We start from the raw sequence: 20,769 nt of genomic DNA on the forward strand, positions 1-20,769 counted from the left end.
CTCATTTATCCCCCACTACATATGAAAAACTCTCTTCTTGTTCTACATATATAGCTGGCATTTCTTTGTTCCAATATTTGCGGTTAACAAATAAAAAGATGAGTACTAAATTTAATCCTATTATAAAAATAAGAAGTCCTGGAAAGAACGTCGTATAATTTGAGAAATCTGCAAAACTCATTATCTCTTCTTTATTTATTAAAAAAGAAGCACCGATTACAAATGCATTGTTTAGCATGTGAATAGCAATTGGCATGAGTAAACTATTTGTACGAATATATACGATTGATAGTACAACGCTAAATACAACTGCACCTAGAAAATCAACGTGTAATAACGCAAATAATATCGCTACAACAATAATCGCTATACTCGTTCCCCATTTTGCTGCAAAGCGTTGCAGTAAAAATCCTCGAAAAACAAATTCACCAATAATTGGTGCGATGAACACGACCATAATAATTTGATACACATATCCCCCTGTGCTATCAATAACCGGTTCACGTAATGCATTCATAATAAATTCCGGTGTAATCCATGCAAAGCTATACATGTACAAAATAAGATATCCATAACTAAACACGGCTAACATAAGTGCAATGTATAAAACTTGCACCAGGTTAAATGTTTCATTTTTATTAATAAATAACGAAAAGGAAACACGGTGTTTTCTATACGTAAAAAAAATCCACGTAATCGGAAGGATATAGAATATAAGAATATTTATAAAAGTAGAATTTTGCATATGAAATGTATTTTCTATCAATTCATTACTGACTCTTGCAACTAAAGCTAATAGTGCAAATACAATTAAAAAATATCTAGCTCGCATCGTTTGAAACGGATTCACACTCATCTCCTCCCCTATGTTACTTTTATCATATCATTTGATTCTTAATTTTTTGAGAAAGAAAACCTTAAAATTTCCTTAAAAATTCCATAAGTTACAGAAAGATGATATGATATTCGAGGAAATTAGGAGGGATTTTTATGTATGAAGCAAATATTTTGCTCGTTGATGATGAAACAGCAATTTTACAATTACTAACTACCATTCTTGAAAAAGAAGGTTTTTCTCATATTACAACTGCAACATCGGCTGAAATAGCTTTATCTCTCACCGAGCAAAACGATTACGATTTAATTATTTTAGATGTCATGCTTCCTGGACAATCTGGTTTTGATATTTGTCCCATCATTCGCCAAAAAACAGATTGCCCTATTTTCTTCCTCACAGCTAAAACATCTGATTTAGATAAAATATCTGGATTTTCACACGGTGCAGATGATTATATTACGAAGCCATTTAATCCACTTGAAGTAGTAGCTCGTATGAAAGCACAACTCCGTAGACATATGAAACAAGCCGTACCACACGAACAAAAAGCACACTCCAGTTCATTTGGCAGATTTGAAATTGATCGATATTCCGCAGAACTTACAGTAAATGGACATGTTGTCGAATGTTCCGCCCAGCTATTTCAGCTATTACTCTTCTTTTGCGAGAATCCGAACTACGTATTTTCGAAAGAAGAAATATACGAAAAAGTTTGGGGAGCACCTGCCTATAATGGCGATGACAATACCGTTATGGTCCACATTCGAAAACTACGTGAAAAAATTGAACAAGACCCAAGTAAACCAGAATATATAAAAACCGTTCGTGGACTTGGCTATAAGTTCATTACTAAGTAGGTGACGATATGAACTTTAATAAACGACTCATTATCCAGTTTATCATGCAACACGTATTTGTTTTGGTGACATTACTAATTGCTGTAGTAGCTGCTTTCACGTATTTAATTTTTCTTGTTACGAGTACTTCATACGAACCGAACATTCCAGATGCTGATAATTTTATGATTTCAAGATACATCTCTTCAGAAGATGGTGATATTTCGGTGAAAGCTGAAGTAAAAGAATTAATTAAAGAGAAAAATGATTGGATTCAAGTTGTAGAGGAAAATGGAAAAGTTCTCTATTACTTTAATACACCAAGTGACGTGCCGACATCTTACACGAAAGTATCTTTATTCTCATATATACAGAATCACACAGAAAGCCCTTATACATTTACATATTGGGACATTGAATTAGAAGAAAAGAACGTACTTGTTATTTACGGCGGTATGTTAAAAAGCAATGTATTACTGAAAACGATACAGAAAGAGCACCCTTCTGTATCTACAGATTCATTCGCATTAACAGAAGAAGACAAACAGTTACTTTCTAAAGAAAAGGCTACTCTTCAAATCTTTAATAGTGGGGGCGAAGAAGTATTCTCCTATCCAGATGGAAAGAAAAAACCGTTTTCTGTCATACAAGCTGCTCTTAGTGAAAAGGAACCGTGGAATCATAAAGAAAACACGTCTAGCTTTTACGACACAAATAGCAATCATCTTCTCGTTGTAACTGCAAAAAATGAGTACTACTATCCAGATGATGAAATAGACGATGTATTTGCTAAAAAGTTTCTAATCGGATGCGGATTAATCCTTCTTATCGTATTTGTTTATTTAGTCATTCTTTCTATTTGGTACGGTAATAAATTTGGAAAACCGTTATTACATGCGATGCGCTGGCTTAAAAACATAGCTGGCGGAAAGTATGAAGAGCCTGTTAGTAAAAAAGGGAAACCTGTCAGGTTCCGGCGATCTGGTAAAGAAAAATGGTCATTCCGCTTATTTAGTGATGTAACAAATTCACTAGAGCACCTTTCTATTACACTCAAAAAAAATGATGGGATGAGGCAAATATTGCAGCAAACACGTGAGGAATGGATTACTGGGCTTACACATGATTTAAAAACACCACTTAGCTCTATATATGGATACGCATTATTACTAGAATCAAAGCAGTACAACTGGACTGATCGTGACATTCAACAATTCGGCAGCGTTATGAAAGAGAAATCGCAATATATGACGACATTAATTGATGACTTAAGCTTAACGTATCAATTAAAAAATAACAGTCTTCCTGCGCAGCACGTAAACATTGAAATGAATCAATTCGTCCAAAAAGTATTATTACAATTCATTAACAATCCAACACTTCAAAATCAAAATATTGAATTCGTACCAAGCTCAAATAAAATTCAATATTTCATTGAAGAAAAATGGTTCCAGCGTATTATCGAAAACTTACTCGTAAACGCTGTAAAACATAATAATGAAACGACAAATGTCATCGTAAAACTTTCGCAAAATGAAAATTCATTTACACTCTCTATTTCAGATAACGGAAAAGGAATGGATGATAAAACGAAAGAACTTCTATTTGAGCGCTATTACAGAGGAACCAATACAGAAGAAAGCAACATCGGAACTGGACTTGGCCTCGCTATTACGAAACAGCTCGTTCATGCTCATAACGGAACGATTTCTATTGATAGCGAACTCGGAAAAGGAACGACGATTACACTTGTGTTCCCGTTTCATTCGTAGGAAAGGCGCTATGTGGCGTCTTTTCTTTATGGGGTAGTTCGGTGGTACATGAAATTATGTTACTCGCCTTTTATTCTTGCTTAGTGCGATAGTTTGGCGGTATATGAAATTATATCGGCGATTTTCTGAATATATCGGCGCAACTCGTATTATATCAGCGATTTTCAAGATATATCGACTTGCCGACAAAATTCGTCAAATATAGCGACCTATATGAAAAAAGCGAACCACTCAGTGGCTCGCTTTTCTTTCTATTATTTCTTCTTCACTGGTATCCAAAGTTCAATTTGAGCGGACTCGCTTTTATCTGCATGGGAACGCTCATCGTATAGTTCAAATTCATTAACGCCGCAATGTTCGTATCCTGAATGCGGGAACCATTCTGAGAATACTGCATTCCACGTTTGGTGAATAGACGATACCATTTCTTCATGAGGAACTTTCGGCGTTGTAAATACAGCATATGTCGCTGCTGGGAAAGTACGCTTTGCAACTTCATTTGGTACATTTTCAAAGCCTGTAACTTCCATTCCGATAATATAAGTGAAGTCGCCTGTTTCTAAATTAAAATCAGTACATAATCCAAGCTCTACCCATTGGCTCGTATCTTTGCGATTCGGAATCGTTGTTCCAAGATCTTTTTGTAAATATTCTTGCCAAAATGCTGGGATGTCTTGATGGTTCTTCCCTTCTTTACTTGTCGTCTTCAGTTCATAACCTGCCATTAAAAATTCTGGTTTATTTACAATACGATATTCCATTTGTATGCCTCCTAAATACGGATTTAATTTTCTTTGCTTTACATTCACGCTGTAATACATCGGCGTTTCAATTTCTTGTTTTCGATATTCACTCGGTGTCATTTGAAATAATTTCTTAAAGGCCCTCGTGAACGTTTCGTGAGATTGAAAGCCATGCTCAAATGCGATATCAATAACTTTTTCATCCGTATGAGAAAGTTGATAAGCTGCCCGGGCTAACCTCCTCTTTCGAACATACTCCATTACTGTATCACCTACTAACGCCTGAAATACACGATGAAAATGCGACTCAGAAAAACCTGCAATACGTGCTAAATTACGCAGCGTCTGTTTTTCCATTACATCTTCCTCAATATAATCAATTGACCTTTGAATTTGTGTTTCATAGCTTTCCATCTCTGTTCACCCGCCTTATATGTATTATGATAAAAGAGAATCCTATCCAATTCTTGACGTTTTTTACTATATTTTTAAAAACAAATGTAACTTTTTTATACGTATTTCGTTGTTATGTATGAAGGGAGGGAAATGTAGTGAAACGCAAACAATCATTAGAAGACATTTACTCCGAGCATATGCAAGATTTATTTCGCTATCTTCTCTCCCTAACCGGAGATTCCCACTATGCGGAAGATCTCATGCAAGAAACCTTTTACCGAATGCTCGTCCATATTGACTATTATAAAGGAGAAGAAATTAGGCCGTGGTTATTTACGATTGCCTACAACGCCTTTATCGATTGGTATCGAAAAGAAAAAAGATATAAAACAACGAAAGTTGAAGAGTTCCATTTACCGAACGTACCAAGTACAGAGCACTCTTATTTCGTAAAACACGAGATTGCTAGTTGGTTAGACAGTTTATCTTCTCTTCCTCTTGAAAGACGAAATGTTCTGTTACTACGAGATTACTACGGATTCTCGTATAAGGAAATAGCCGAAATGACTGGTCTCTCACTAGCGAAAGTGAAAATTGAATTACACAGGGGACGAAAAGAAACGAAAAGCATAAAGGAGTGATACGGATGGGTTGTACAGAATTTAAAAAACTATGGGAGAAGTACGAAAACGGAACGCTCACGCATGATGAACAAGAAGAGTTAGAAAGTCATATTGAGACATGTGAAGATTGTGAAGTTTACTTAGATGCGCTGCTTTCGAAGAGTGAACCGATAAAGAAAAGACTACCACCACAAAATCTTAAAGTCCCGTTTTGGAAAATAAAATGGAAACAGCGTTGGCAAACCGTTAGTTTTGTCCTTGCTGTTTGTATAGCAATCTATTTTGTTGGTCATTTTTCATCATCTTTTTACTTCTATAATATGAAAAAATTAGCTGAAGTAGATGAGATTCCAGCACTCGCACTAGAAGCAACAATGCCAAATAGTCGTTCCGCTGGAGGAAGTACGAAGGTTAAACCCTTTTTCCGTACAGAAACTGAAATAAATTTATTTAAAACGGTCGGCAAAAAAGAATTTCCAATTGGTACAGTAACAACACGTAGTTTCTTATCGTCTGTTACTGTCAAAAATCCATCTTGGGAAAACAGAGCCTATCAAAAAAAACTTTCCTTTGTTCATCCAAAAATCAAGGAAGAAGCTTCTTTGAAAGAATCATCTAAAAAAGTTTGGGATACACTTGGAAAAGTACATGAGGGAACCGTTGCAGAAGTAGCGATATCTTTTGACAAACCTTATACGTTGCAAGAAATCGAATCAATTCTATATAGCGCATTTGAAGCACAAGAAATGCCGCCTTCTCCTTTATGGTACGCATTAGACACAGGACAAGAGAGAATAGATGAAGAAGATTTCATCCTAAATGGTGGAGAAATTATAGGATTTTCAGAACCTATAAATCTCCCTAATAATGAAGAAATACGACCGAAGACAAAAGAAGATGAAGTGATCGAAATGATGCACATTCTTTCTACACATAAAGAAACTGTAAGTAAAACTACTCGGACTTCTGAAAAAGAGCTGAATTTAGATAAGCGCTATCAGTATGTAAAAGATAACGGCGTTAAAGTATACGGCATGGTCATTACTGGCCCGTCGAAAGAGTTATTAAAATTACAAAACTCGCCGCATGTTCGTTATGCGACGCTTGGAGATATTGAGGTTTGGAATTGGTTTGATTATTAATGAAAAAAGTAGAGCATCAAGAAAAGATGCTCTACTTTTTAATCCGTAATCACTTTCACATACATCCCTCTCACCGCTTTTTCATAAGCGACCTTACTCATCTGTTTTATTTTTTCCGATACGACAGACGATGAAACAGTTTCACCTTCACGAAGTAACGGCGGATTAATGAGTCGGACTTTATTTTTCTGATACAAATCATAATCATTTCTATCTTCTTTTACTTTTACATTCCGATGAACTTTTCTTAATAAAGCATGTACTTCTGGCTCACTACATTGCTGCAATTTCGAAATAAGCTCATTATCTTCAAGAAGGAAATCATCTGCATGAATAACCTTTTTATGAAGAGCTAACTTTAACGTTTTCGCTAACATGTTGTTTCCGTAAATATTCATTGGTTTCATAAAGAAATCAATTACTTCTTTGTAATACGTTTCTGTAAACCATTCTGCCATTTCGACACTTTGAAGAACCATTTTCCCATCTACAGCGATGACATCCTCTAAAAAGCTGTGAACTTCTTCTAACGAAATATACCCATATGTATACATATCTCGTAATGTATAATCCACTCGGTCTGCACATAATTCTGGTGCTGATTTTTCCAATAATGTCCACTTCGAATCATTTAACAAAATGTCCTCATAGTTATAACCATGCTTCGCAAGAATCGCTGGAATTTCTGAGTTTTTCACGACAGAACTAAATATCTCTTCATGATAACTTTCACCCTCATTATGAAAAACGTAATCAATCACGTGGGAAAAAGCAGTATGTGATACGTCATGCAGTAATCCTGCGATTTGTTCTTCTACTGAACCACCGAGTTTCTTCACTAATAACATAACACCAACTGAATGATCAAAGCGTGTTACATTCCAGTTCTCATTTATTAAGTAGCTTGCGCCATTTTGATGAATACCTTTTAGTCTTTGCACAGGCTTGCTTAAAATTAACTCTTCTACTACTTGATCCACTTTAAATTCACCGTATATAACATCTGATATAACCACTTATAATCCCCCTTTATTTCAGCAGAGTCTTTTAATCGTACCTTTTTTATAAAATCAACACCAATATAAATTATAAATCTAAATATATTGATACAAAATTATAAATGTTGTATATTATATATGTCTGTTATTTCTGTTATTTCTTTTAATTCATTTATTTTTATTGAGCGCTCCTTATGTGGAGCCTTTTTTTATTGAAAAATGTGGGGACTTTTATTCCAAATCGTGAACAGAACGCTAGAAATAGAAACGTACATATTCCGGCAAGAAAAAGGATAACATTTCCAGTTTTATTCTATTTTGATTTAATACAGGTATAGCTATTAAGGGAAAGAGGGGGAACATGAAAAAGATTTTCTTCACCATTCTATTCATCATTATTGTATTAATTAGTTTAGGATATTGAAAATTCTTCACTTTATCTGGGGTTTCAGGCGGTGAAAAGATTCAATCCATACACTCCCCAGATAAAACGTATACTTTACATATATACAGGCATAATGGCGGCGCAACGACTAGCTTTGCTATAAGAGGAGAGCTTGTAGCAAATAATAAAAAATTTATGAACACGAAAAATATATACTGGAATTATCGTGAAGAAGATGCAACTGTACAATGGTTAGACGATCATACAGTGATGATTAATAAACATAAATTACATGTAGAGACGGACACGTATGATTTTAGAAAAAACTAGTTTTACAGTTATAGTACGAAAGGTCGGGAATCTATGGACAGTTATTTTCCAAAAATGGGGAAGTTAATTGGTGGATTATGTGTACTTATCATTTTGCTTTCATCCCTTTGGCTTATATGGATTGGCGAAACAAATATTCGTTATAGTGGTGATCATAAGGGCACGATGCCTTTTTGGCACAAGTGGGTCCCTGTTATGATCGGTATACTCCTTATCCGTTTCTTACCGTTTCATCATAAAAACTATAATCCTCTTCAACAGTTTGAACAAAGGCGCATCAAGATTCAAGCTATTGTCTTGTTCTTGAGCGGATCCCTCTTCACAATTAGTCTTCTCACCACGAACTTTGAAGGGATGGCATTACAATTTTGGTTTATGATATTTAAAATCATTTTATTATTATTCACCCCATTCATGCTTCTTTTGTTTTATAAAAGCAATCCCCAAAAAGAGAGACTAAAACCTATGAAATCAATAGAGAATCATAAATGGTATCGTTTTACACCACTTATTGTCATTATAATATGGGGGTACTTCAACTTCTTTTCTACATTCTCTACACCATTTGTTCCGGCTAAAATGGAACAAATGGTTTTAATATTAATTTTACTTGTAGGCTTTCTTATAAATAGTGTACTGGAAGAGTTTTTTTATAGAGTTTGGTTGCAAACACGTTTGGAATTATTACTAGGCACTTGGCCGGCTATTCTTCTTACATCATTGTTATGGGCCAGCTGGCATATCGCATTACATGGCTCTGGTCATTGGGATATTGATACCGCTACGGTTATTGTGAACCTTGGTATCGTAGGTCTATTCCTTGGATATTTGTGGGCACGTTATCGTAAAGTATGGGCAATTATTATTGTCCATGGACTAATTAATGCACATCCACTACAACTAATTGAAATTTTTTTCAAGTAACGGGCGCGATTGCGAAACCAAAAAGGATTATACATATTAGTCATGTATAATCCTTTTTTACAATTCCAATCCTAGTAACAGATGAAAATTTCAGCTTACTGCGTATGTGACTCTACTTCTAAATAAGTAAAATTTTATAACACTACTCAAACGTAACTTCCACCTGCACAATCTCAGATCTACTTCCAAGTCTAAGCGGTGGTCCCCAGAATCCGAAACCAGAAGAAACAATCGCGTGGAATGTGCCTTTTTTTGCGTATCCCCAGTCTAATTCGTACATTCTTCTCGTTACAATATGATTCGGCGCCATTTGTCCGCGGTGTGTGTGACCGGATAGTAGTAAATCAACGCCAGCATCCGCTGCTTGTTTCAACTCAAATGGTTGATGATCCATTGCGATAACTGGCATAGATTTATTCACCGTACTCATTAAACTTTCAAAACTTTGGCGATCTCGCTCTGTTTTATCTCTTCTTCCAACGATATAAAAATCATCTTCAATTGTAATCACTTCATCTAACAGAATACGAATATCAATCTTATCCATCTCTTGTAAAAATTCAGGAACCGCTCGGCCGTAATATTCATGGTTTCCTAACACACCATATACGCCTAGTGGAGCTTTCATTTGTTTCATAATTGGTCCCATATTTTTTTGAATGAACACACCTGGATGATCATCGATAATATCACCTGGCAGTAAAATAATATCAGGCTCCATCTCATTGACATGATGGACAAGTCTTTTTAAATGCGAAACGCCAGATAATTTACCGAAATGCATATCCGAGGCCATCGCAATGCGTAAGCTTTTACGTCCCTCTACTTTTTTCGGGATGTGCACCTCGTACTTTCTTACTACTGGGCTATATGCGTTGAATACCCCATATGCAAAAATAAAGATGAACGCAAGTAACACGGCCGTTCCTGTCCAAATAATTGCCGTCTCTTTCTCCACCCCAAACTGTAGAAGGAAAACTGTAATATCAGCAAGTGGCAACAACATAAGCGCATATTGTATGACCGCAAACCAAATTGAACCTATCGTTCGTAGAAATGGCAAGAACTTAAACACTTGCACGAGAATGTACGCGTATGAAATAAATCCGACTACGAAAGCGTAATATCCCCAAGATTCCCAGCCAAACACCGCATGAAGCCAAACCCAACCGTTCCAGCCGATGTAAAACATGAGTAGTGTGTATACAATTAAAATAGTAAATATATTGAGATACCGAAAATTTTTCACTGATAGCCTCCTTATTGATTTCTTCTATTATATCTTGTTATGCACGTTTAACGTAAATATTAAGCACAGCAACCTTCACAGTAAAAACCTCTAACTGCTAGATGCAAACCTAACAATTAGAGGTGCCATTCGAAACAAAAGGCTATATAGAAGGAACTGTCATATGGTTTGAATACTTTAAAGAACACAAACCATTTTTCGCATCGTTATTTAGAAGCAACAGCACATTATCATTTCAGAAAAAGTTCCTAACGTTCATCATGGGTGAACTAGAGAAAAAACTAAACACAAATACATCAGTAAATAAAAACATTGATACACACATCGTTTTAAAATTTTTAGGAACGGCTGTCATGGGCATTTTAGAATCTTACGTATTAGATGAGATTGATAACGATGTTGAGTACGTTGCGACGCAAGTTGGTGAGTTGATGAGGAGGAATATATAACAATGCAAAAAGGAAGATTTGAAGTTCAAATCTTCCTTTTTTATTTATACAAAATCTAGTATACGTTTTAATTTATTTCTTCAACTTATCCGTCTTCGCAATAAATTGTGCTGCTTCCGCGCGACTTACCGCTTTATCTGGAGCCCAGCCATTATCTGTTCCAATGGAAATGTTTTCTTGGATTAAAATATTGGCATACTTCGCACCCCAATGATTGTTTAAGTCAGCAAATTCTTTTGGTAGTTTCATATTTTCATTTTTTTCTAATTTATATGCATTTACTAGCATAGAAGCCATTGATGCACGGTTAATTAACCCACTTGGATTAAAGTTCCCCTTCTCATCACCTTTTACAATACCTGCTTTTTCAACTGCTGCGATGTATGGTGTAGCCCAGTGATTTTGCGCATCAGGGAATGATGGCTTTGCATCTTTCTTAATTTCTAGACCTAAAACAGTTGCTAATATTTTCGCAGCTGAGCCACGATCGATATTTTCAGCCGGAGCAAATGTACCATCTGGCTTACCGTGCACTGCTTCTTTATCTACTAAATATTGAACTGATTCTTGTGCCCAAGCTGGTACATCAGAGAATTTAGGCTTCTGTTCAATTGCACTTGCATCGATTTCAAACTGTAGTTGATATTTATGATCATATTTAATTGCTGGAATTAATATATGCATTTGCATATTATATTTTTTCGAGAACTCACCGATTTCAAATTGAACAACTTTCGTGCCATTATTCGCTTTATCTTCGGAGATTACTTTTACATCATGGAATGTCCCTATTTTATTTGGATCTTCTACTCTAAGATACTGAAAATAGCTACTATCTTGAACTGTTAACGTAACGATTTTTTTATCACCTTGAATCGTTACTTTTGGATTTTTTAAATATGTAGATGCAACTGATGTGTCATTCGTTTGATCTTTATAAGTCTTTAAAATAACTTCATATGTGCCATCTGCTAGTTTGCTAGCTGCTTTCATTTCTACTGCCGCTTCTGCTTTCGCAATCGGTGCCATAATACCACTGAATGGAACTGCTAAAGTTGCTGCTATAACGAACGCATTAACATATTTTTTCTTAATCATTATCAACATGACCTCTCTCTTTATATGATTATACCCAACATAACCATCATATTGATAATGATTATCAATGTCAAATAAAAAATATCATTTCCTGCACAAATATGCCTTTCGTTCATTTTTAAATAGTAAATAATGTGCCGTATGAACTTTCCGTTCTAAATAATCAATAGAATACGAGCTTGATGGATCAACTAAATCACCTATCGCACCTGAAAGATGATCAATGACTTGCTGCAAAATTTCTAAGTTTTTCTTTTCACTTTCCGCGTTCATTTCATCCATAATGTCACAAATAAGATATTGAACTCTCCGTAAACGTAATTCCTTTTGCTCCACGTATATCTCCTCCTTATTAGTCATATTACGGTTTAAATATATGGGGTTATAGCTTAACCAATTCTAAAAAATACAAAGGCAACCATCTTCATAAAGATGGTTGCCCCTATTTTTATATTTGCATCGCTTTCTCTTTTAACGCTCTTCTTAACAATTTACCCGTCGTATTCTTCGGCAATTCTGTTAAAAATTCGATACTCATTGGCACTTTATATTTTGCTAAATGTAACGTGCAATAATGCATCAGTTCTTCTTCTGTTACTTGAGCTTGTTTCAGAACGACGTAAGCTCGTACTGCTTCTCCTAAGTTTTCATCAGGCACGCCAATTACAACAACTTCCGCTACGGCTTCGTGTGTATATAATACTTCCTCTACTTCACGAGGGTATACGTTGTAACCGCCAACTAGGACGATATCCTTTTTACGATCAACGATATAGAAGTAACCTTCTTCATCCATTTTCGCTAAGTCTCCTGTATACAACCAGCCGTCTTTCAATGTCGCTGCTGTATCTTCTGGCGCGTTATAATATCCTTTCATAACGTTAGGTCCGCGAACAATTAATTCACCGACTGCGCCAACAGGTACTTCTTCCCCAAGTTCGTTCACAATTTTATTTTCTACATGCCAAATATTTGTACCAATCGACCCTGGTTTACGCGGACGATCTAACGGGTTAAAACAAGTAACTGGTGATGCTTCTGATAAACCGTATCCTTCTGAAACAATAACGTCAAAACGTTTTTCAAAGTTTTGCAGAAGAGCAACAGGCATTGATGCACCACCTGAAATACAAAGGCGAAGCGTCTTTACATCTTCTGCGCTTGCTTCTTCGAATAAATATAAATAATTGTACATCGTCGGTACACCAGCAAAAATCGTTGGCTCATACGTACGACAAATACGGAATACTTCTTTCGGACTAAATTTCGGTAACATTAAAATCGTTGCCCCGTTCACAATCGGTGCATTTACCGCCACTGTTAAGCAGAACACATGGAACATCGGCAGTGCCGCAACGACGCGGTCATCAGCCGTATATTGTAAATACGATGCCACATCGCTCGCATTACTATATAAATTTTTATGTGTTAACATAGCGCCTTTCGGTTTTCCAGTCGTGCCTGAAGTGTATAGAATAACCGCTACATCTTCTTCATCTAGCTCTGGGCCTTCGTAAGTTAAATCTCCAGCCCCTATCATTCTCGTAAACGTTTTCATTTTTTCTGTTTCTGTATGATTAAAATCTGATGAGGTTTCGCATATGATGATGTTTTCAAGTGAAGGAAGTCTTGTTGTAAGAGATTGTATAACAGGTAGAAGGACGTCGAGTACGATGATTGTTTTTACATCTCCATTTTGTAAAATGTAATGCATTTCGTCTGCTGTATAAATTGGATTAACTGGAATAACAGTTGCTCCAGCTTTCATTGTTCCATATAAACCGACCAAAAAATGTGGTGAGTTTCCAACAACTAATGCGACATTGTCCCCTTTTCCAATGCCCATTGCTGCTAAATTGCTAGAAAACCTTGTGACCATTTTGTTTAATTGGTCATACGAGACCGACTGATCCATAAATATATAAGCCGGTTTATCCCCCTTCTTTTTCGCCGTTTCAGCCAAAGATTGAACGAGATTCACACAAACCCCACCTTTATAAAATTTAGAATATTTAAAAATTCTAAATTAATTATATTAAAAGAAAATTAAAGTGGCAAGTGATATTCCATTAACTGCATATACAACGATTACCTCCTGTTGACTCTCTTTGGAAGAATAAGGGAATTCTATTTGTTAGCACACTATGAAATGAGTGCTAAAATCATTTCAGGATAATATGCATTTATCTTTTCTCTAAGTTTTTCTAGTTCCTCTTTATTCAAGCTCGTATACTCTCCGTACAAGTTAAGAACATCCGCTCCGTTTTCATGAAAAAACAATGTAACATATAATGTCGGTAACCCGGTATTGTCCTCATCTATCGAAAAGACAAGATCTGGTGTTTTATTCACCGTACTAAACGTTTCATTTCTTTTCCATTTCTTATTTTGAAACATAGTTTGTATAGCAGCTATCTTTCGTTTGTTATCTGTGTGCGTAAAATATATAACATTATCTGTCGCTGGTTTTCCAATAGATAAAAGTGTGCGACTTGAAGACGTTTCATCGTTACAGGCTGTCATTCCGATAACAAAGCTGAGTAGTAATACAACGTACATTACCCTCTTCATTTCAATCCGCCTCCTTTTGAATATATATATGCCTTTACGAGGGGCAAATGTCCTGTGATTTTATGGTGAATGAAATTATATCAGCGCAACTCAATTTATATCAGCGATTTTCCAAATATATCGACCGTAACTTGAAATATATCAGCGATTTTTCTAATATATCGACTTACCGACAAAACGCGACAATCTACGCAAAAAAAAGAGGCTGCCCGTTACGGCAGCCTCCCTTATTTTTAGAAGAATAAATGTAAGAAATCTTCTGTTGTAATATTACCGAAGTAGCGTTTAATATCTACGCCTTCTAAAGCTGCAGTGAATGCATCTTTATCAAATTGTACACCTGTTAGACGCTCTTCAATGTCATGCACATCTAATGACCCGAAGAAGTCACCGTAAATTTTACATTCTGTTACTGTTCCTTTTTTCACTTCAAGACGAACGTCAACTTGTCCAACTGGGAATCGGTGTGAATGTTGTAAGTTGAACTTCGGAGATTTCCCGTAGTTCCAGTCCCAGTTTCGGTAACGTTCTTCAGAAAGTTTATGGATCTCTTTCCAATCATTTTCTGTTAATTCGTACATTGGAATTTCTGCTTCCCCTTCGAAAATTGTTTCTAGAAGAATTTGTCTAAACTCTTCTGTCGTCATTTTTTCGTTTAAGAACTCTGTAATGTTCGCAACGCGGCTACGGATTGATTTAATACCTTTTGATTGAATCTTATCCATTTTTACTTTTAACGCTGATACGACGTGATCGATTTCAGAGTCAAATAGTAACGTACCATGACTGAACATACGACCTTTCGTTGAGAATTGCGCGTTACCTGAAATTTTTCTACCTTCAGCCAAAATGTCGTTACGACCACTTAATTCTGCATTTACGCCTAATTTACCAAGCGCTTTCGTTACAGGCTCTGTGAATTTTTTGAAGTTGCTGAAACTGTCTCCATCATCTTTCGTAATAAAGCTGAAGTTTAAGTTTCCTAAATCGTGATATACTGCGCCTCCGCCAGATAGACGACGCACGACATGGATACCTTTTTCTTTTACGTAATCTGCATTAATTTCTTCTACTGTGTTTTGGTTTTTACCAATGATAATAGAAGGTTCGTTAATGTAGAACAGTAAATATGTTTCGTTAATATCTAAATTCTTCACACAATATTCTTCAATTGCTAAGTTTATTCTAGGATCTGTAATTCCTTTATTATCAATAAATAACATCATATCACCTCATGAGTTCCATACGTAGCCACTATGCGCTAGCGTAATATGGCCACTGAAAATTTGTTTTGCTTCTGTTACTAAATCAGATGGGGTGCCTGTATGCGGTAAGTGCGTTAATAAAAGTTCTTTTACATTCGCATCTTTCGCAATACTTGCCACTTCTGTACTATTCATATGCCCTGCTTTTGCTGCCTCTTGATGTGCATACATATTACACTCACAAATGAAAAGATCAGCATCTTTTGTGAATGGAATAAATTCAGGAATATAACTGGAATCAGCGCTATATACTACAGCGCCACTACCAGCTGTAATGCGCATCGCAAAACATGTAACAGGATGAACAGTTTTTAAGAATGAAATCGAGAACGGTCCAATTTGAAGTGTTTCTTCTGGGTTGTACGCGATTCCTTTCGTATGTGGTTCATGCGTCAAAGAATGGAATCCATTCTCGTCAAACGTATGACCGTATATTGGTAATTCCGGTAGTTGCCCTTTTGTCGCACTCGTAATTAATCTCGCATATTGCAATACCCCAATGTCTGCAACATGATCGTGATGATAGTGCGAAAGTACAACTGCATCTATATCAGATGGTGTTATATATTTTTGAAGCTGTGCTAGTACACCACTACCACAGTCGACAAGTAAACGAAAACCATCGTGTTCAAACAAATACCCCGACGTTGCTTCTCCCGCTTCTGGAAAGCCGCCCCAAAAGCCGACAACAGTCATTTTCATATGTATCCATCCTTTCTAAAACCGAGTAGGAATGCATGTTTCACTTACATTCTACATTGTTAACTATAATCCATTTCCTAAACTTTTTCATTAATTTTCAATTTTGTTATAAAACAGTTGTTGACTTTTATTTTTTGTACTAATACAATGATAGTAAGAAATGGAAATGGAGGGATTGACATGATCGATCAACCAATGGAGTTTTTCAGAAATTTACCGACGAAAACTTGTGCGCACTGCGGAAAAGAAATTGATGAGCAGCACGAAGCATACCATAACAAATGTGATGACTGCGTTCACGAAGAATAGTAGTTTGTGAACATAAAAAAACCTAGCAGACATAGTCTACTAGGCTAATAACATCGTATCCTTCATCGTTGAACCTTTCACCAAGAGCTCCAGTTCAAACTCATACAATTCTTTTTTTCGATAATTTTTCGTATGGATTTTATCCATCATCAGGTCGACAACTTTTCGGGCCATCTCATCGATTGGCTGTTCAATTGTCGTAATACCTGGTTCTGTAATCTGTGATAAAATTTGATTATCAAAACCGATAACAGCGAGATCATCTGGAATGCTCCAGTCATGGCGTTTCGCCTCTGAAATAATTCCAGCTGCTACTTCATCGCCTCCTGCCAAAATCGCGGTAGGATTTTTTTTGTCCTTTAAGACTTCATGGAATATTCGTTTTCCATCCTCCCAAGAGAAAGCGTTTTCAAGAAAATCGATCGCTTCTACTTGGCGGCTCTTCTCTGTTATGGCACGTAAAAAGCCCATTTTTCGCTGCTGGCTAACCACCTTGGTTTCGTTACCACGACAAAAAATAAGATTACGATATCCTTGTTCTAACACATGCTTAGCAGCTATGTATGCTCCTTGCGCATGATCAAACTTCACTGTCGGAACATTTGCTTCCTCAATATATTCATTACATAACACGATTGGACCGTGCTGTAAGTATGGCTCTACATCTTCCCACGGATTTTCTAGTGAACATAGAATAATCCCATCTACTTGTTTCGTAGATAATAATTGTAAATACTCCATCTCTTTTTCCGGTAAATATCTTGTTTGACAAATAATCAGTTTATATTTATGTTCAGAAGCAGCAATCTCGATTGCTTCGATAAATCTACTGAAGAAAGGATTTGTAATCCTTGGAACTAGCACCGCAATTGTTTCCGTCTTTTGTTTACGAAGCCTTCTCGCCGCAGAATTAGGAACGAAGCCTAAATGCTTCATTGCTAATTGAACCCTTTTTTTCTTCTCATCTGAAACATATGGATGATTATTAATCACCCTAGAAACCGTTGTCCTTGATAACCCCGCTAATTTCGCCACGTCCTCTATAGTCGACACGAAATTCTCCCCCTTTGCATGAAAACGTTTTCTTAAACTGATTATATAGTATATTATTGGAAACTGCAACATGGGTTGTTATGATTTTACTATATTAATATTATACATAGGGAAAAGTCTGTTAATAGGAGGAGAGTTTATACTGCTTTTAGAAGTTTACAGTAGGCATATTTATAAAAGATACAGGGGGATATTTCATGAATCGGACGGATCGTTTATTAGCTATATTAATTGAATTACAAAGAAGACAAACTGTTACAGCACAAAGCTTAGCTGAAAAATTTGAGACAAGTATAAGAACGATTTATCGAGATATGGATGCACTTAGTGAATCTGGCGTCCCACTTTTCGCCATGCCTGGCCAAGGTTATTCATTAATGGATGGCTATTTCTTACCACCCATTCAGCTTACGTCTGAAGAGGCCGTTACTCTTTTATTAGGCGGTGATTATATCGAGAAAACTTTCACTTCTTCTTTCTCTGTACATGCAAAATCGGCAAAGGAGAAACTCGAGGTTGTCCTCCCTACTGATCAACAAAAGAAAGCCCGAGAGTTACGAGGGACTTTCCGTTTCCTTTCCCCTATATTTTCACACAAACAATCTGAACAAGAAAAGCTGGAAAATCAAATTCTCCTATTGCAAGAAGCTATTCAAAAAGAACAGGCTATCTCTTTTTTTTATCGTAAACCAAGAGAAACTACAAAAATAAAACGGACCGTTCATCCTTACGGCTTAGTCAATATTTCAGGAATTTGGTACGTCGTTGCCCATTGTTTACTTCGAAAACAGATACGTAATTTTCGCTTAGATCGAATGGAGGAATTACAGCGAGAACAAGAATTCTTTACAAAACCCGAAGACTTTTCTTTGCAAGAATATCAGCCTGAAAGCAACCGTACTCTGATGATTCATTTATTATTCCCAGCCCATATTGCACATAAAATTATTGAATCACGATACTTCTTTATAGATTCATACGAGCATAGAGACAATGGTTTTCACGTCTTTTTGAAATCAAGAAACATAGACGAAGTATTTCAATGGGTATTAAGCTGGGGAAGCCAAGTGCAAGTACTTGAACCAAACGTTCTATCTGAGAAAATCCGTGATGAAGCAAAGAAAATGTTAAAACTTTAATTGTTGCATTTCACTACTGACATAATGTTGTCAGCATTACTTCTTTATAGTAGGTAGTAACAAATACATTTTCATAAAAAGGAGTTAGTGATATGAAGAAATTTGAAGAGTTAGCAACGTACTACATAGAGGAATTAGAAAAGTACTCTATAGAACAATTTAGGACGAAGCCGTCTAGCGAAGAATGGTCTCTTGGTCAAATGTATAATCATTTAATTGCCTCTACATATATGCAGTTAGATGCCATTGCGAAATGTAAAACTGAAACACCATCAGCAACAAACAAGAAAACGGATATGGGTGAAAAAGTATATGAACTTGGTGCTTTTCCAAATATACAAATCAAAGTACCAAATCATCCTGGATATACACCTGAAAATCCCTCTAATAAAGAAGAAATACAAAAACGTATTCTAGAATTAATTACAGTTGTTAAAGATATTGAGCCAACACTTTCTTCTATTCCAAGTGATTGTAAAGTAAAGCACCCTGGGCTTGGTTACTTACATGCAGCAGAATGGTTCCAGCTTATTTCTATGCATTTTGTACATCATCTTCGTCAGAAAGAGCGATTAGAGGACGCAATTTCATAATTTCTCATAAAGTGAAAATGGAATCCTCCCAATATATTGGGAGGAAGAATAAAATGTTTTAAAGATGGCTCAGATATTTATCTGGCCATCTTTTTAATCGTTACTATTAAAGTGGAACTATAAGAAGTAAACTACTAATTTGTAAGAGCCCCCGTTGAAAAACTGAATTGAGACAATTATATACATTACTGAAAGTGAAGGTTCAAATACAGTATTATTTTTATTTCTCAACAAAGAAACGTAGAGAATATAACAAATTACGAATATCACGAATTATAACAAATGGTACGACTAAAGAATAATTTTTATAAAGCCCCCATAATCATTCCCTCCTTTAATTCCTTAAACAAATATTCACACAAACTGGATTATAAATTTACCTGCACTTAAAAACATAATACCCTTATTTTTCAAACCTATTACAAACCAAACTTTCTCAACAATTGATTACTAAAATGCGATTTACAGCTATAAAACTATCATTTATTATTAAGGGTAATTTTACCATTTAAATAAAATACAGGTAAAATTCCCAAAAAATAAATTGCACAAAGGGGATGGATTATGAAAAAGCTACATGCATTAACGTTAACAATGGGGTTATTAACTTCTGCTGTGGTTGTACCTACTGCTTCTTTTGCAAAAAATGATGATTTACCTTACTTAAATGAAATCAAAAAGATGCAGCCCGATGTAAGTACACAAGAGCTAATATCTAGTATTAATGAATTAGCAAACAACACTGGGAATACAAAAGAAGCTGTTTCTGAACAGATTTATAAAGAGCTAAAAGCAGATGAAGAACAAGGCAAAAAAGAAGCAAGTAAAAAAATGAATACTTTAGGAGCTAGTGGTGGTACAGTTTCAGTAGGGAACAGCAATATGGGGGATTTCTTCTATACTGGTTCATACACTGCATACTTAAATCATGGACATGTTGGTATGTATTATAGTTCAAATACAATTGTAGAATCTGTACCAGGTGATGGCGTTCGTACAATTAGTACTACATCCCGTAAAGTAGATAAAGGAGATGCGGTAGTAAAATCCGTAAATACATCTTGGCAAAACAAAAATGATGCGGCATGGTGGGCAAAAGATCGTGTAGGTAAAGATTCATATTCTTATAATTTTGCTACAAATAGAAGTACAACACATTATGGGGCTAAAAACTGTTCTAAACTAATTTGGTCTGCTTATCAACTTCATGGCGGACTAGATTTAGATAAAGATGGCGGTGCTGGTGTATATCCACGAGATGTTCGTGACGCAAAACAAACCTCAACAATTCGTAATATTTAATACTGAAGAAAAAGTGCAATAACTATATTTGTTGCACTTCTTCTTATAAAAG

The 20,769-nt window shown here is 35.8% G+C and carries 22 protein-coding genes; 11 read left to right on the plus strand and 11 right to left on the minus strand.

All coding sequences use genetic code 11. The annotated features are described in order from the left end of the window. Position 1: 1 nt before the first annotated feature. Positions 2-856: a CPBP family intramembrane glutamic endopeptidase gene (locus tag AC3WTI_RS12445; RefSeq protein ID WP_097840695.1), complete on the minus strand. Its 855-nt coding sequence runs from the start codon at positions 854-856 to the stop codon at positions 2-4. 134 nt (positions 857-990) lie between these two features. Between AC3WTI_RS12445 and AC3WTI_RS12450 the strand changes: the two genes are divergently transcribed. Next, the gene (locus tag AC3WTI_RS12450) at positions 991-1,695 is read left to right on the plus strand and encodes a response regulator transcription factor (protein ID WP_048526619.1); all 705 of its coding nucleotides are present in this window, start codon (positions 991-993) and stop codon (positions 1,693-1,695) included. An 8-nt stretch (positions 1,696-1,703) separates the two neighbouring features. Beyond that, positions 1,704-3,446 carry a sensor histidine kinase gene (locus tag AC3WTI_RS12455; RefSeq protein WP_492304368.1) on the plus strand — a complete coding sequence of 581 codons (1,743 nt, stop codon included), beginning with the start codon at positions 1,704-1,706 and terminating at the stop codon, positions 3,444-3,446. Positions 3,447-3,700: 254 nt separating this feature from the next. On the opposite strand, the gene AC3WTI_RS12460 is transcribed toward AC3WTI_RS12455, so the two are convergent. Then, the gene (locus AC3WTI_RS12460) at positions 3,701-4,603 is read right to left on the minus strand and encodes an AraC family transcriptional regulator (protein ID WP_097840697.1); all 903 of its coding nucleotides are present in this window, start codon (positions 4,601-4,603) and stop codon (positions 3,701-3,703) included. A gap of 137 nt (positions 4,604-4,740) precedes the next feature. Here AC3WTI_RS12460 and AC3WTI_RS12465 point away from each other — a divergent pair, with 137 nt between their 5' ends. Together AC3WTI_RS12465 and AC3WTI_RS12470 are read left to right on the plus strand one after the other, a co-directional pair. Continuing rightward, on the plus strand, positions 4,741-5,226 hold the full coding sequence (locus AC3WTI_RS12465) for an RNA polymerase sigma factor (RefSeq protein WP_097840698.1): 486 nt from the start codon (positions 4,741-4,743) through the stop codon (positions 5,224-5,226). A gap of 5 nt (positions 5,227-5,231) precedes the next feature. Continuing rightward, positions 5,232-6,350 carry an anti-sigma factor gene (locus tag AC3WTI_RS12470; protein WP_097840699.1) on the plus strand — a complete coding sequence of 373 codons (1,119 nt, stop codon included), beginning with the start codon at positions 5,232-5,234 and terminating at the stop codon, positions 6,348-6,350. Between the two features lie 38 nt (positions 6,351-6,388). On the opposite strand, the gene AC3WTI_RS12475 is transcribed toward AC3WTI_RS12470, so the two are convergent. Beyond that, entirely contained in the window at positions 6,389-7,366 is a 978-nt protein-coding gene (locus AC3WTI_RS12475) for an HD domain-containing protein (RefSeq protein ID WP_097840700.1), read from the minus strand. A gap of 454 nt (positions 7,367-7,820) precedes the next feature. On the opposite strand from AC3WTI_RS12475, the gene AC3WTI_RS12480 reads away from it, so the two are divergent. Both AC3WTI_RS12480 and AC3WTI_RS12485 read left to right on the plus strand, forming a co-directional pair. Further along, positions 7,821-8,063 carry a DUF5412 family protein gene (locus AC3WTI_RS12480; RefSeq protein ID WP_253621709.1) on the plus strand — a complete coding sequence of 81 codons (243 nt, stop codon included), beginning with the start codon at positions 7,821-7,823 and terminating at the stop codon, positions 8,061-8,063. A 33-nt stretch (positions 8,064-8,096) separates the two neighbouring features. After that, a complete protein-coding gene (locus AC3WTI_RS12485; protein WP_087957676.1) occupies positions 8,097-8,987 on the plus strand; it encodes a type II CAAX endopeptidase family protein in 891 nt (296 codons plus the stop codon). A 142-nt stretch (positions 8,988-9,129) separates the two neighbouring features. Here AC3WTI_RS12485 and AC3WTI_RS12490 read toward each other — a convergent pair whose 3' ends face one another. Further along, positions 9,130-10,236 (minus strand): metallophosphoesterase, encoded by a 1,107-nt coding sequence (locus AC3WTI_RS12490; protein ID WP_087957675.1) that lies wholly within the window; start codon positions 10,234-10,236, stop codon positions 9,130-9,132. Positions 10,237-10,358: 122 nt separating this feature from the next. On the opposite strand from AC3WTI_RS12490, the gene AC3WTI_RS12495 reads away from it, so the two are divergent. After that, the gene (locus tag AC3WTI_RS12495) at positions 10,359-10,685 is read left to right on the plus strand and encodes a TetR-like C-terminal domain-containing protein (RefSeq protein WP_142286614.1); all 327 of its coding nucleotides are present in this window, start codon (positions 10,359-10,361) and stop codon (positions 10,683-10,685) included. Positions 10,686-10,757: 72 nt separating this feature from the next. Here the strand turns inward: AC3WTI_RS12495 and AC3WTI_RS12500 are convergent, their stop codons facing one another. From AC3WTI_RS12500 to AC3WTI_RS12525, 6 genes are all read right to left on the minus strand, one after another. Beyond that, positions 10,758-11,783 (minus strand): S-layer homology domain-containing protein, encoded by a 1,026-nt coding sequence (locus AC3WTI_RS12500; RefSeq protein ID WP_087957674.1) that lies wholly within the window; start codon positions 11,781-11,783, stop codon positions 10,758-10,760. An 84-nt stretch (positions 11,784-11,867) separates the two neighbouring features. Then, complete coding sequence (locus AC3WTI_RS12505; RefSeq protein WP_000435468.1) at positions 11,868-12,119, minus strand: hypothetical protein; 252 nt, start codon at positions 12,117-12,119, stop codon at positions 11,868-11,870. Between the two features lie 112 nt (positions 12,120-12,231). After that, positions 12,232-13,764: a fatty acid--CoA ligase family protein gene (locus tag AC3WTI_RS12510; protein WP_087957673.1), complete on the minus strand. Its 1,533-nt coding sequence runs from the start codon at positions 13,762-13,764 to the stop codon at positions 12,232-12,234. 161 nt (positions 13,765-13,925) lie between these two features. After that, positions 13,926-14,354 carry a hypothetical protein gene (locus AC3WTI_RS12515; protein ID WP_087957672.1) on the minus strand — a complete coding sequence of 143 codons (429 nt, stop codon included), beginning with the start codon at positions 14,352-14,354 and terminating at the stop codon, positions 13,926-13,928. Between the two features lie 233 nt (positions 14,355-14,587). After that, positions 14,588-15,577, minus strand: a complete 990-nt coding sequence (lplA, locus tag AC3WTI_RS12520; protein WP_087957671.1) for a lipoate--protein ligase — start codon at positions 15,575-15,577, stop codon at positions 14,588-14,590. A gap of 9 nt (positions 15,578-15,586) precedes the next feature. Then, positions 15,587-16,321 (minus strand): MBL fold metallo-hydrolase, encoded by a 735-nt coding sequence (locus AC3WTI_RS12525; RefSeq protein ID WP_087957670.1) that lies wholly within the window; start codon positions 16,319-16,321, stop codon positions 15,587-15,589. Between the two features lie 180 nt (positions 16,322-16,501). On the opposite strand from AC3WTI_RS12525, the gene yhfH reads away from it, so the two are divergent. Further along, on the plus strand, positions 16,502-16,630 hold the full coding sequence (gene yhfH, locus AC3WTI_RS12530) for a protein YhfH (RefSeq protein WP_000567010.1): 129 nt from the start codon (positions 16,502-16,504) through the stop codon (positions 16,628-16,630). A 39-nt stretch (positions 16,631-16,669) separates the two neighbouring features. On the opposite strand, the gene AC3WTI_RS12535 is transcribed toward yhfH, so the two are convergent. After that, positions 16,670-17,683 carry a LacI family DNA-binding transcriptional regulator gene (locus AC3WTI_RS12535; RefSeq protein ID WP_000103726.1) on the minus strand — a complete coding sequence of 338 codons (1,014 nt, stop codon included), beginning with the start codon at positions 17,681-17,683 and terminating at the stop codon, positions 16,670-16,672. A 197-nt stretch (positions 17,684-17,880) separates the two neighbouring features. Between AC3WTI_RS12535 and AC3WTI_RS12540 the strand changes: the two genes are divergently transcribed. The 3 genes from AC3WTI_RS12540 (at position 17,881) to AC3WTI_RS12550 (ending at position 20,717) form a co-directional block, all read left to right on the plus strand. Next, on the plus strand, positions 17,881-18,822 hold the full coding sequence (locus AC3WTI_RS12540) for a helix-turn-helix transcriptional regulator (protein WP_087957669.1): 942 nt from the start codon (positions 17,881-17,883) through the stop codon (positions 18,820-18,822). Between the two features lie 92 nt (positions 18,823-18,914). Then, entirely contained in the window at positions 18,915-19,415 is a 501-nt protein-coding gene (locus AC3WTI_RS12545; RefSeq protein ID WP_087957668.1) for a DinB family protein, read from the plus strand. A gap of 564 nt (positions 19,416-19,979) precedes the next feature. Beyond that, entirely contained in the window at positions 19,980-20,717 is a 738-nt protein-coding gene (locus tag AC3WTI_RS12550) for a hypothetical protein (protein ID WP_087957667.1), read from the plus strand. The last annotated feature ends 52 nt before the right edge of the window (positions 20,718-20,769 follow it).

Source organism: Bacillus sp. EB106-02-03-XG38 (genome assembly GCF_058792175.1).